Source organism: Streptomyces sp. So13.3 (assembly GCF_005860785.2).
GTDB lineage: Bacteria > Actinomycetota > Actinomycetes > Streptomycetales > Streptomycetaceae > Actinacidiphila > Actinacidiphila fildesensis.
Window position 1 is genome coordinate 3,458,366 of sequence record NZ_CP048835.1, and the last position, 12,197, is coordinate 3,470,562.

Genomic DNA, 12,197 nt, shown 5'->3' on the forward strand with positions numbered 1-12,197 from the left:
AAGGATCCCCGCTGCAACGTGGCGGGCTCCGGGGACTTTTCGGGGACTTTTTGGTCTGTCTGGGGGACTTTCCGGGGACTTTTCGCCGTCTAAAGAGGCAAGCCCCTGAAAGACCGGAAAGGGCCTCCGACGCAGGTCAGAGGCCCTTTCCGGTGCAAAGCCGCTGGTGGCGGCGGACGAGTCGGCCTGTACGCCGGGTTCTCCTGAACATGACAATGATCACGTTGGGGCCTGCGGGTTTACGTGGCCGAACGATCGGTTGTGCCCTTTTGGGACTTTTCCCTGGGAGATTCAGTAGAGATCGGTGAACCACGCCTCGAGCGCAGATAGTCCGCGTGCGCCGGATTGCGGCATGAAGTGGGTGTAGGACCGCAGCGTGAAGGCCGGGTCGGAGTGGCCGAGCCACCTCGCCAACGACACGATCGACTCTCCCGCCCCGAGGATGACCGAGGCGTAGGTGTGGCGCAGGATGTGGAAGCCGTGCTCTCGGCTCGGCTCCCAGATACGAGTGGCCTTCTGCCCCAACGGTGGTCGAGGAAGGTGCGCTATCACTCCGGCTTTGGCCAGGGCCGGCTTCCACGTCAGGGTGTTCCAGGTGCTGCTGTTGATCGCACCGCCCCTGGTCGTCGTGGCCAGGAGGGGGACCGTTACGGTGCGTCGCTTCTCGCGCGGCAGGTCCGGCTCCTCCGGATCAAGCCACGGCAGCGTGACCAGGACGGACTCCAGTCGCTCCTGGTGTGAGTGCAGCCGCATGGCAAGTGCCGCGGCCAGGGGAACGTCGCGCTCCTTGCCGCCCTTCGGCGGCCCGAAGTACAACTGCGACCGGTACTGCAGGATCTGCCGCTCGACGTGTACCGAGTCGCCACGCACATCGACCGGGCTGAAGGCGAACGTCTCTCCCTGCCGCAGCCCGCAGCCGAGACCGAGGTCGAGCATCACCCGGTAGCGCTCCGGTAGCCCCTTGCGGACGGCATCGACGCGGCACTGCTCCCAGGAGCGCGCTCTGCGCTCGGGCCTCTTGGGCGGCTTGATGGTGCTGCTCCCTTTGCAGGGGTTCCGATAGAGGCGCTTGCAGCGCGCTCGCGCTTGCCCGTCTCCCTACTCGGCCGCTTCGGCGGCTTGTGCCACCAGGGCTGCTACGCGGCACGGGAGATCGCTCTGCGCAGACACTGGGATGAGCACCCCGAGCAGGCATGGCTGACCGACCTGCGGAACACCCGCTACTGATCATGGCTGGAAACGCCGCCTTGGCAGTACCGCCCCGCACTCCCACACTGCCCAGCAGTTCACCAACGGGGAGGGGAACTCCATGCCCAAACGAAAGGGACGCCGTTCCAAGGCGCAGTGGCGACGCGAACTGCGTCAGCGAGCAGCTGTGGTATCGGGCGGAGTCGCAGTGGTGCTCTTCGCTCTCTGGCAGGTCCCCTGGATCGTGCTGGGGGTCGGAGTCGCCGGCGGTGTGGGTGCGGTGTGCTGGTGCGGGTGGCGGGCGCATCGGCGCGAGCGGGCCGGTGATCAGGTGTGGCGAGAGCAGAACCGCCGGATGGAGCTGGAACGGTCCATGGTTGCTATCGACGCCATGAGCTGGCAGGACTTCGAGCACTACGTGGCGGAGCTGTGCCGCCGTGACGGCTGCACCGACGTCTTCGTGAGCGGCGGCTCAGGGGATCTGGCGGCCGACGTCATCGGCCGCATGCCCGACGGCCGGCGACTGGTCGTACAGGTCAAGCACTACGCGCCCCACCGCTCGGTGCCCAGCGGTGACATGCAGAAGTTCGTCGGCATGGCCTTCGCAGAGCACCACGCGGACGTCGCCCTGTTCGTCGCCACCTGCGCGTACGGCAAGGCCGCCCGGGACCTCGCCGTCAAACACAACATCGTCGCCCTCAACCGTGACCTGTTCGGCTCCTGGAACAGCGGAGCGCCCCTGACCTCCCTCCTGCCGTTGAGTGGGACCGGCGGCGGGCCGCCACGCGGGCAAAGGGCGCCTCGGAAACGGCAACAGGGCACGGCGTAGGTGCTGCCCAGCTCCTCGCCAGGAGCCGGCCTGATTCCCCGTGCGCTTGGGGTGCTGCAACCTGATCGCAGCACCCCAAGCGCCCGGCCCTATCGGGACGGGGCACAACCGCCTTACGGGGTCAGCCGGTTCGGCCCGCGGAACAGGAAGGTGGCTTCGCGGATCGAGTCGAGCCCGAGCATGACCATCAGCACCCGGCCGAGACCCATACCGAGGCCGCCGTGTGGCGGGCAGCCGTACCGAAACGCGTTCAGGTAGTCCTGCAACGGCTCGGTGCCCATGCCCTTCTCCGCAGCCTGCTTGAGCAGCACGTCATAGCGGTGCTCGCGCTGAGCCCCGGTGGTGACCTCCAGGCCCTTCCACAGCAGGTCGAAGCTGAGCGTCAGGCCCGGCTGGTCGGCGGGCCGCATGTGGTAGAACGGCCGGATGCCCGTCGGGTAGTGCGTGATGAACACGAACTCATGCCCGGTCTGCTCCTTGATATGGGCGGCGATACCCCGCTCGCCTTCCGAGTCCAGGTCCTCCTTGACGCCCTCGGGGTCCCAGCCCTTGGCGCGCAGGATCTCCTGCGCCTGCGCCATGGTGACCCGCGGGAACGGCGTCTGTGGCACCACCACCTCCACGCCGAGCAATTCCCGGACCGCTTCCCCGTGTACCTCGGCGACCTTGGCGATGGCGTGGGCGAGCATCTGCTCCTCGAAGACCATGACGTCCTCGACGTCCGAGATCCACGCCAGCTCTACGTCCACGCCGGTGAACTCGGTGGCGTGCCGGGAGGTGAAGGACGGCTCGGCGCGGAAGACCGGGCCGATCTCGAAGACGCGGTCGATGCCGGCGGCGATCGCCATCTGCTTGAAGAACTGCGGCGACTGCGCCAGGTAGGCGGAACGGTCGAAGTAGCCGAGCTTGAACACCTCAGCCCCGGACTCCGACGCGGTACCCATGAGCTTCGGGGTGTGCATCTCGGTGCAGCCCTGGCCGTACGCGAACTCGCGCATCCCCTGCTCCAGGGTGGTCTGCACGGCGAACAGCAGCTGCGCGGCAGGGCGCCTGCGGACATCCAGGAAGCGCCAGTCCAGGCGCTGTTCCAGACCGGTGTGCTCGTCGATCGGCAGCGGTGCCTCGGCTCGGTTCAGGATCTCGAAGGACTCGGGGACGATCTCCAGGCCGCCGAGCTTGACCACCGGGTTGTCCACCACACGGCCGACGATCCGGACGGCGGACTCGGTGGTGCAATGTTCAAGCCGGGATTCCAGCTCGCTGTTGTCGCGCTTATGGGTCACCTGGGCAGTGCCGGTGTGGTCCCGCACGAGAACGAATTGCATCTTGCGCTGCAGGCGGAGAGTGTTCACCCAGCCTGAGATCGAAACGGTTTGGCCGACATATTGTCGCAGGTCGCAGACCAGTACGCGGCTTGTCGTGTGGATCATCGCAGCCCTCCGGGGGCGTCGTCATGATCCCTTGGGAGCGCGGGCGAGAAGGGTACTCGCGGTGCCACCACGCCTTTGCCGCCACCAGACAGCGGCGGCCTCATTCCTACCCGATGACGGGGGTCAACCGGCGGGGCATTGGGCCCGAGGGCCTCTTCTCCCCGCGCTCAGGAGGGTCTTCACCAAGGGGCGCGAGGCTGCCTTCTCAGCTACCGGCAGCTCTCTCGACTCGCGTGGTCCCTCGGCTACTCGTCTCCTTCGACGCGTTACACAAGAGGATAGGGGTGCTGACGCATGGGTCGCAACGAATAAGATCCGCCCAGCGCCGCAGCAAAATCCTCTTTTCGGAGGATCCTTGGCGCAGGGGATTCGCCAGTTGCCGTCCGAGATGCCGATAGAGCTTCGCTCTGGTGAGGCTGCCTTGAGGCTTGTCAATATGTCAGTGCCTCGGAACTGTCCTCGGCGGCCCGGTCCACAGGCGTCGACTCGTTGGGCTACGTCCCGGCCTTACCTGCGGGCAGCACTGGGGCGCTGTCCGGGTCTTTGATCAGCACGATCGCCCGCCGATCCTGCACAGCGATGATCCGTCCGATGCGACGGCCAGCGCGTTCCTGTCGGATCGCAGGGAGGTTCTGAAACTGCGTGGCGGATCTCCTTGAGGTTCCCCCGCTGTGCGGGAGCGGTTGACTAGCTGGTCAGAGCGGGTCGACTGGGTTTCAGGTTCGCTTGTTCGGCCGTCGCCTGTTCGGTGTAGTGCTTCTCCTCGAATTCGATGGGGCTGAGGTAGCCGAGGCGTTTTTGGATGCGGCGGGGGGTTGTAGTAGGGTCGGGGACTGGCGCGGTGGCTGACGCTCCGTTTCCAGTCCCCGCCGCTTCAAACCGTGCATGCAGTTCTCCCGCACACGGCTTTCCGACATCGTTCACCGGCTGGCATGCGCCGTCGCCCTGCGCACATTTCCGGTAAGACGGTAGACACCGAGCCGAGTGATCCACCCGTACGTAAATCGGGTGGCCCAGTTCCTGCCCGCGAGTCTGTGTTTCGCGCTGGCGAAAATCGCCAGCCGCTCGTGGACGTAGCCATCAACTACGTTGAACTTCCGCCCGGAGTTCCCGTTGCGGAAGTACGCAGCCCAGCCCCGCAGCACGGGGTTGAGATCGGCTACCACAGCGGATACTGGCCGTTCAGTCTTCGAACGAGCGGTCGCCGCGCGGACTTTGTCCCGCAGCACCCGCATCGCTCTGGCCGAAGGCCAGCGTTGCAAGTAGTACTTGCCCCGCCATTTCCACGACTCCATCTTCCGGTGGTGGAAGCCAAGGAAATCGAAGCCCTGTCCGCCTCCGGTGAGGCAGATGATGCCGGTCTTCTCCGGGTGCAAGCGCATCCCGAGCTGTTCCAGCACTCGCGCCGCCAATTCACGGGCCTGTTCAGCCCGTTGTGCGGTCGGCGACAGGACCACGAAATCATCGCAGTACCTCACCAGTGTCCCCAGCCGGCGGCCTTCGCTCTGCCACGCCTCATCGAGAACGTGCAGCGCGATATTCGCCAGCAACGGGGAAATCGGTGAGCCCTGTGGGGTTCCTGCCCCGGTCGGGGATGTCACCCCGCCCTCCAGAACTCCCATCCACAGCCAGGCCCGGATCAGCTTCAGCATCGACCGGTCCACCACACGCCGTGCCACCTGGGCCATCAGCGCCTCATGGTCGATCGTGCCGAAGCAGTCCCGGATGTCGGCCTCGAACACCCACTCCCGCCGCTGGTTCGCCGCGACGCGCACGGCTTCGCACGCGTCGATCGCGGACCGTTTCGGCCGAAATCCGTAGCTCGCCTCGGTGAACTGGGCTTCGAATACTGGTTCCAGGACCAGTTTCGCGGCCGTCATCACCACCCGGTCCGCCACGGTGGGGATCGAAAGCGGCCGGAGCTCGCCCGGCCGCCCCGGTTTGGGAATCTGGACCCGTCGCAGCACCGACGGACGATACGTATGCGTCCGTAGTCTCTGCGAAAGGTCCTGGAGGAATGCATCCACCCCCGAGGCTTCCACCGCCTCGACGGTCATGCCGTCCACACCGGGGGCTCCTCGGTTTGCGCACACACCGGCCCATGCCCGCCTGAGAACGTCCATGCGGTGGACATGGCCATACAGGGTATGAAACCGGCGTTCGGGTTCTTGCTTGGCACAGCGGTAAAGCGTCCGCTGCAGGGTTCGGACCTTGTCCAGAGAACGACGGCCCGGTCCTGCGGCGCCTTCCTCCCGGCGGATGGAACTAGCCGAAACGGCACTCATCCGAGTCCCTCCATGTTCGCGAATCGCATCGATGAAGCAGGGGCCCTTCGCTCCCAGCGGGTTGTGTTGTCCCGCCGATCATCACTACTACGACCCCCTCCGACTGCCTCTCGGCAACCCTCCATTTCCCGGTTCTGCCGGTTATAGGAAGGTCACGCTTCCCGGGCCGCAAACCCGGGGCCGAGGAGGCTCTCTCCAGTTCCCAGGACAACCTTCCGACCATTCCACGCCCCTTACGCCGGGAGGTTCTTCGGCGACCGCTCCAGGTCCGAGATCGCCTTCCGTGGCCTTCGCCAAACAAGCACAGGCTCGGCTCCTCCTTGGCCCGCCCATGGGCGGGGGTTAAATGACGACGCTGCAGGCTTCACTTCATGTTGCGGACTGGTCGGTTGCACGCCCCCGGAGGGCGCTTGTCACTCCACTTCGACGCCACCATTTCGGGTGACGCCGGGAGTCAGCTACCGGGGACCCTGGCGTCTCCCCGGACCGGACTTTCACCGGCTGGCTATCCTGAGCTTGACGTCCGGTTACATCACCCTCATCCCTTCTGAGCTGCGATGACGCCCGGACTGCTGGACGTACGCTTGAAATTTAACCTTTGTGGCCTTTAAGGCGATTGCGTTCAGTGATGCTCTCGGGGCGTCTGGTCGTTTTGCCCACATCGTGGCGGGTGGCGGGATGGCGGTTCTTCGAGCCGACTGGACGGCCTGGCCCGGGTGTTGAGGGTTTCGGTGCACGGGCAGGACTGTGCAGGTGCGGGCGGAGGTTGCGAAATCCCCGGCGGACGCGGGCCGGGGTGAGCCGGGCGGGCTCCGTTCGCTTCTCCCACGGGCGACGAAGGTCGGCGGCGGCTTCGCGGAGGAGCCTGAGCTGGGTGTGGGCCGCGATCACGAGCCACGTCCAGCGGTCCGCAGCCTCGGGGGTGCGGAGCTTGGGGCGGGTCCAGCCGAACGTCTGCTTGATCATGCGGAAGGTGTGCTCGATGTCGAAGCGGCGGAGGAATGCCTGCCAGCGCAGATCGACGTCCTCACCGGTCATGCCGGTCTTCGAGGACCACAGCCAGACCGGCTGCGGGTCCTGGCCGCTGGGCAGTCTGTCGACCGCCAGGCGGATCTGGGTGCCCTCGATGATGGGGAGCTCACCGGTGTGGTCGATCCATGCACAGCGGGTGGTCAGATGTGGATGGAGACGGTCGAAGGCCACAGCCCGAGCGGTGCCGTAGCGGTCGGTGACCTGCATGGTTTCCACGTCCGGGGCGCCCCAGGTGTCCGGATCGGCGAAGCGGAACACTCCTCCGTGCCGGGTCGGGCGGCCGGCCCGGCGGGTGCGGGGCGGCGGCGGGCGTCGCATGACACGGTCGGAACGCATCCGGCCCAGAACCTCGACAGGCAGACCCGCGAGGAGGTGGGCCAGGCGCGGGGCGTCGTAGCCGGCGTCGAGGACGATCAGGACGTCCGGATCACCGGGCTCCCACTGGCCTGCGTCGATCAGGTCGGTGACCACGCGGCGGACCTGGGCCGCGGTGACCTCGGCGACGTCGTCGTCGGGGCCGAGCCGCCTCGCGTCCAGGAGTTGGCACCAGGAGGTGCGGCCGGTCTCCAAGGCGGCCACGAACGAGTACGGCCAGCCGGGCACGAGCTGGTCGCTGGAGCGCCCGCTGCGTCCGTAGACGTGGCAGAACAGCCGGTCCGGGCTGCACGGGGCGTCGGGCCGCAGCCAGTGGGTCACGTCGACCGCGAGGACGATCCGGTTGTCGGCGGCCTTGGGCTGCGGCAGCATCGCCAGAGCGTGCCGCAACCCGTCCACGTCGATACGCCCGCAGTTCAGCGCGTCGTACAACGCGCCGTGCCCGCGCCGGTGTTCGGCCAGCAGCGTCAGGTCAACCGGCGAGGTCACCGGTCCGTTCTCGCAGAGCATCGCGTCCGTGAGCTCGAACAGAGTGTCACCACGCCGGGTCAGGGACGCGTAGAAGTCCTCCCGGAAGTGTGACGTGAAGTCGAGTGCCTCGTGCCAAGCATTGTGATGCAGCAGACTCACCCCTGCGGCCTTCGTATGAGTGCGGTTCGGTGACAGAACGCATGCTCATGCGGAGGCCGTCCGCCTGTCCGGTAAAGGCCCAGGTGAGTGATGGTGTCCTACTCGATGTTCGAGTCCGGACCATAAATAACAAGTTGTAGAAGCCGTCGATGTACTCGAAGAGGGCGAGGTTCGCCTCGGCACGTGTGGCGAAGACGCGGCCACGGACGCGCTCGGTCTTGATCAGCATCCACAGGTTCTCGGCGAGGGCGTTGTCATACGAGTCCCCGACCGAGCCCATGGACGCTTGGATTCCCGCTCTGACCAGGCGCGTTGTGAGCTTGATGGCCGTGTATTGGGCGAGTTCAACCGGTCGATGCAACACCGGGTTGTTGAAGCGAGCGTAGTTGCTCTTCGAAGACTTCGGCGGGTGTCTTCCAGCCGAGGATCTTGCGGGGGCGATTGTTGAGTGCGTATGCGACGGCTTCGAGGTCTTCGGCGGACCACCGAGACAGGTCTGTGCCTTTAGGAAAGTACTGTCGCAGCAGCCCGTTGGTGTTTTCGTTCGTCGGTCGCTGCCAGGGCGAGTGTGGGTCGGCGAAGAACACCCGCGTACCGCTTTCCATGGCGAACTGGGCATGACCGGAGAGCTCTTTGCCGCGGTCCCAGGTAAGGGACTTGCGTAGTTGCTCGGGCAACTGGGTCATCGACTCCATCAGTGCCGCGTTCATCGCGACGGCCCCGTATCCGCCGAGCGACGGCCCGTTCTTCACGTACGGTTCCTTGCCCCAGCCGTCCAGCCGCGGCAGATGGACCAGGAGCGTGGACCTGCTGCTGCGCTCGACGAGCGTGCCGATCGCGGACCTACCCGTCCCAATGATCAGGTCGCCCTCCCAATGGCCAGGGACAGCGCGGTCGTCGGCCTCCGCGGGGCGCTCGCTCAGAACGACGTCGGCGGTGACGTGGCCCTGGGGCTTGTTTCGGGACCGCGCTCTTGGCTCTCGCAACGCACGGCCCGTGCGCAGACACGTGACCAGCTCGCGCCTGAGCGCGCCTCGGCCCTCGATGAACAGGGACTGGTAGATCGCCTCGTGGCTGATGCGCATAGACTTATCATCAGGGAAATCGACCCGCAGCCGGCGTGCGATCTGCTCCGGGCTCCATGCCGTTGACCACCGCCTGTCCTGACGATGGGGTTTGTTCAAGCCCTTCCACGGCGGTGTAGCAGGACCTGGAACGACCGCGCCGCCGGGTCGGCGTATTTCACCGGCGAGTCGCTCCTGCACGTACTCACGCAAACGGCCGTTGTCCACGAGCTTCGCCGTCTTCGGACGCTTCGCGGCCTGCTGCGCCTTCCACTGGGCCACCACGGCGCGGTAAACCGGCTTGCCGCTCCTGGTCGCGGCGTTGCGACGCAGTTCGCGAGAGATCGTTCCCGGGTCGCGCCCGAGTGTGCGGGCGATCTCACGCACGCTCTTGTCCTGAGCCTTGAGCAGTGCGATCTCCTCGCGTTCAGTGAACGACAGGTAGCGGCCCGAGGGCTCGTCCAGACTCAGCGGCGTCATCCCGCCAGCGTGTCGGAACCATCGAATCCCGACCGGTGCCGACACCCCGACCCCCTCGGCGGCCTGGACAGAGGTGATCCCTGATGCGATCAGGCGCCAGAACTCTCGTTGCACAGCACGCGATGGCTCAGGCCGGCCCGGCGAGCGCATCGGCGGCCGCATCGCCCTGTCCGCGGCCCACTGCCGCCGCGCACCAGACGGCTCCTGCCGCATCCGATTCCTTGGCGGTCCCATCGCACACCTCCATGATCAGAGGTGTTGCGACGACCAGTTGAATCCGCCTTGACAGCCGTGATCGGCATGATGGATGAGTTTGCCGGGCTCGACTTCACGGCTGGCGAGGGCGTACTCCAGTGAGGACAGGACCAGGTCGGCGTCCGCGCGGGCGGAAGTTTCCCAGGCCACCACCCGCCGGGAGAAGGCGTCCCGGATCGCCGACAGCCACAACGGCCCCTCGTCCGTTGCGATCATGGTGAGGTCGGTGACCCACAGCCGGTTCGGGCCCTCGGCGGTGAAGTCGCGGTTGACGAGATCCGGGGCGAGGGCGGCCGCGGGGTCGCGGCGGGTGAAGCCCTTGCCATGACGGCGGGGGCTGATGCCGTGCAGGCCGGCCTCACGCATCAGCCGCTCGACCCGCTTGCGGCCGACCGCCTCGCCCTCGCGCTTCAGGACGGCGTGGACCCGCGGGGATCCGTAGATTGCGCCGGACTCCGTATGGATCTCCTTGATCCGCCCGGTCAGCCCGGCATCGCGGCGGCGCCGTTCGCACGGCTCCCGCTCGGCCAGGCGCCAGCGGTAGTAGGTGGAGGAGGCGATGGACAACTCCCGCAGGACAGCCTCGACCCCCAGATGCGGATGCTCATCGAGCAGTCCAGTCACCTGGGCCGGGTCGGGTCGAGCTGTGCCGCGAAAAAAGCCGAGGCCGTCCGCAGAACCTCGTTCGCCTGCTTGAGCTGCACGTTCTCCTTGCGCAGAGCCGCCAGTTCCTCGCGCTCGGCCGTGGTCAGCACATCACCACGCTCGCCGGCGTCGGCCTCGGCCTGGCGGATCCAGTTTCGCAGGGCCTCGTGATGCACACCGAGATCCTCGGCCATACGACGGATCACGGGCTTCGGCTCGGCAGTCCGATACATCCGGACCGCACGCTCACGCAACTCCGGCGGGTATTTCCTCGGGGCAGGCATCGTCTGGGCTCCTCTCATGAGACCCATCTGACCCGCTGTCACCTCTCCCCGCATCTCGGGGGAACCTCAGACGCCGTGGTAGCCACCCACCAGCGTGCCGCCTGCGATGCCCGGCAGGGCATGCGAGGAGGCCTGACTGAGGTTGTTCAGTCTCAATCGGCGGTACATACGCTTGAATGGGACTATGACTGTCTACGATGTGACCCACAGACTGCCAGAGATGGCCATCGTTCGGGACCTCTCCCGGGCGATGGCAATGTTGGATGCCATCCTGAGCCCAGACTGGGAATCCCGATACTACTCTTTCGATACCCACTGGTCGCCCACGGAGGAGATGGCCTCAATGCGCGATGGGTCTGGAAATGATTACTCCGTCGTTTTCTCAAGCGCTGGGGCGTACGCCCGCGGCTTTGATCACGAGTCGCCGATGAGTCCCTACAAATTCTCTCCCATGGCGCCGTGGCCCGGCCTGCTCGACGAAGTTCCCGAGGCATTCCGCACGTGCCTAACGGATCTGGCTTTCAGCCTGCCAGACGGAACACACCGGGCGACAACCTGTTTCTGGCGAGAGCATTCCGACACCGAATGGAAGGCGGGGGCCGTAGACTTTCCGCAGCGGGCCGGGGGGGACGCAGATGGTGCGAATTGGCTGTTCTCTTTGCTGGTAGATGGCAGACCCGAGGCGTACCAACAGTTCGCGGAAGACTACTACGAGGCACCGGTGAACCTTGATACCGTGTGCCATTTCTACAACCTGCGACCGATGTCGCAGAGCATTGTCACATCACTAAATGCCGAAGTGAGCCTAAAAGAACTCGCAAACGACATCATTCAGATCGGGTACCCTATGCCGCCCGAACCGGCAAGTACTACGATATGCGAATGATCTAGCTACCTTTCGGACTGGATCCAGCAAGGCGAGGATCGCTGCCTGCACGGGGCCTCGGTATTTGGCACCGTGGTTCCGGATCACATTTCGGACACAAAACTCGGCCTCCGCCTAGCCCAATTTCAAGCCGCCGTATACGCCGAAAGGTCTCAATGGCCGAGCAGGTCAGCGGGGCGCCAAATTATGCCATGCCTCACCGACGCAAGATTCCTCGTAATCCCACCATTCAAGATCAAATCCCTGAATGAGGAGACCTTTTACTGCCATAGCGTCAGCGGACAGGGGAATGGTCAATGCAACCATTCCAAACTTCTCAATCCCTTCCCCGTAAACATCCAGCGGGGAGAATTTTTCAAGCACGGCCTGCAAGCTTCCGGCCAGAGGGCCCGACTGAAACGGGATTACGCGAACGGTGCAATTCCCAGACCATGAGATCTTTTCCACTGCACGAAGCTCATCATTGGGGTCGGTGGTCGTCCGCACGATATCACCGAGCGATATGTCCTGAACGAACCAGGGCGCGCTCTCAATTCGAACGAGATTGGGACTCAAGCGAATGGCCCACAAACGCTCGCTCCCCACGGGAGGCCATTCGTCGTTCTGTTCGAGCTGGTAAGTCACCTGAACGCGACCACTAGGTTGATCTTGAGGCGTCATCATAGGAGCAGTATGCCCTCCCCTGAGGGTTCATGCCCAGCTGCGCCGCCCACTCTTGAGCCCCCGGCTGTCGGTTCATCACTCGTTGCACGCCACGGACATGGAGTCCAAGCCATGCGAGTCGCGACACTCGGTTCTGTCTGGCGCCAAAGTG

11 protein-coding genes are annotated in these 12,197 nt (G+C 65.4%); 3 read left to right on the top strand and 8 right to left on the bottom strand.

Annotated elements, in window-relative coordinates; translation table 11 throughout:
• Positions 1-291: 291 nt before the first annotated feature.
• The gene (locus C8250_RS15690) at positions 292-1,032 is read right to left on the bottom strand and encodes a tyrosine-type recombinase/integrase (RefSeq protein ID WP_138356372.1); all 741 of its coding nucleotides are present in this window, start codon (positions 1,030-1,032) and stop codon (positions 292-294) included.
• 54 nt (positions 1,033-1,086) lie between these two features.
• Here C8250_RS15690 and C8250_RS15695 point away from each other — a divergent pair, with 54 nt between their 5' ends.
• Positions 1,087-1,227, top strand: a complete 141-nt coding sequence (locus C8250_RS15695) for a hypothetical protein (RefSeq protein ID WP_187144858.1) — start codon at positions 1,087-1,089, stop codon at positions 1,225-1,227.
• An 82-nt stretch (positions 1,228-1,309) separates the two neighbouring features.
• A complete protein-coding gene (locus C8250_RS15700) occupies positions 1,310-2,017 on the top strand; it encodes a restriction endonuclease (RefSeq protein WP_138356371.1) in 708 nt (235 codons plus the stop codon).
• 113 nt (positions 2,018-2,130) lie between these two features.
• Here the strand turns inward: C8250_RS15700 and aspS are convergent, their stop codons facing one another.
• From aspS to C8250_RS15730, 6 genes are all read right to left on the bottom strand, one after another.
• Positions 2,131-3,447, bottom strand: a complete 1,317-nt coding sequence (aspS, locus tag C8250_RS15705; RefSeq protein WP_138356370.1) for an aspartate--tRNA(Asn) ligase — start codon at positions 3,445-3,447, stop codon at positions 2,131-2,133.
• Positions 3,448-4,367: 920 nt separating this feature from the next.
• Positions 4,368-5,732: a group II intron reverse transcriptase/maturase gene (ltrA, locus tag C8250_RS15710; protein WP_138359627.1), complete on the bottom strand. Its 1,365-nt coding sequence runs from the start codon at positions 5,730-5,732 to the stop codon at positions 4,368-4,370.
• A gap of 591 nt (positions 5,733-6,323) precedes the next feature.
• The gene (locus C8250_RS15715) at positions 6,324-7,769 is read right to left on the bottom strand and encodes an NF041680 family putative transposase (protein ID WP_138359647.1); all 1,446 of its coding nucleotides are present in this window, start codon (positions 7,767-7,769) and stop codon (positions 6,324-6,326) included.
• A gap of 344 nt (positions 7,770-8,113) precedes the next feature.
• Positions 8,114-9,475, bottom strand: a complete 1,362-nt coding sequence (locus C8250_RS15720) for an IS30 family transposase (RefSeq protein WP_203218467.1) — start codon at positions 9,473-9,475, stop codon at positions 8,114-8,116.
• 87 nt (positions 9,476-9,562) lie between these two features.
• A complete protein-coding gene (locus C8250_RS15725; RefSeq protein WP_138357836.1) occupies positions 9,563-10,192 on the bottom strand; it encodes an IS3 family transposase in 630 nt (209 codons plus the stop codon).
• The gene (locus tag C8250_RS15730; protein WP_164296745.1) at positions 10,189-10,497 is read right to left on the bottom strand and encodes a transposase; all 309 of its coding nucleotides are present in this window, start codon (positions 10,495-10,497) and stop codon (positions 10,189-10,191) included. Before C8250_RS15730 ends, C8250_RS15725 begins: the two co-directional genes overlap by 4 nt.
• Positions 10,498-10,681: 184 nt before the next feature.
• Here C8250_RS15730 and C8250_RS15735 point away from each other — a divergent pair, with 184 nt between their 5' ends.
• On the top strand, positions 10,682-11,383 hold the full coding sequence (locus C8250_RS15735) for a hypothetical protein (protein WP_138357838.1): 702 nt from the start codon (positions 10,682-10,684) through the stop codon (positions 11,381-11,383).
• Positions 11,384-11,551: 168 nt separating this feature from the next.
• Here the strand turns inward: C8250_RS15735 and C8250_RS15740 are convergent, their stop codons facing one another.
• Positions 11,552-12,046, bottom strand: coding sequence for a DUF4265 domain-containing protein (locus tag C8250_RS15740; protein WP_138357839.1), 495 nt, complete (start codon positions 12,044-12,046; stop codon positions 11,552-11,554).
• Between the last annotated feature and the right edge of the window lie 151 nt (positions 12,047-12,197).

Coding starts and splice junctions, on each gene's coding strand:
- C8250_RS15700 (WP_138356371.1), top strand. CDS start 1,310: ATGCCCAAACGAAAGGGACGCCGTTCCAAGGCGCAGTGGCGACGCGAA.
- aspS (WP_138356370.1), bottom strand. CDS start 3,447: ATGATCCACACGACAAGCCGCGTACTGGTCTGCGACCTGCGACAATAT.
- ltrA (WP_138359627.1), bottom strand. CDS start 5,732: ATGAGTGCCGTTTCGGCTAGTTCCATCCGCCGGGAGGAAGGCGCCGCA.
- C8250_RS15720 (WP_203218467.1), bottom strand. CDS start 9,475: ATGCGGCCGCCGATGCGCTCGCCGGGCCGGCCTGAGCCATCGCGTGCT.
- C8250_RS15730 (WP_164296745.1), bottom strand. CDS start 10,497: ATGCCTGCCCCGAGGAAATACCCGCCGGAGTTGCGTGAGCGTGCGGTC.
- C8250_RS15735 (WP_138357838.1), top strand. CDS start 10,682: ATGACTGTCTACGATGTGACCCACAGACTGCCAGAGATGGCCATCGTT.
- C8250_RS15740 (WP_138357839.1), bottom strand. CDS start 12,046: ATGATGACGCCTCAAGATCAACCTAGTGGTCGCGTTCAGGTGACTTAC.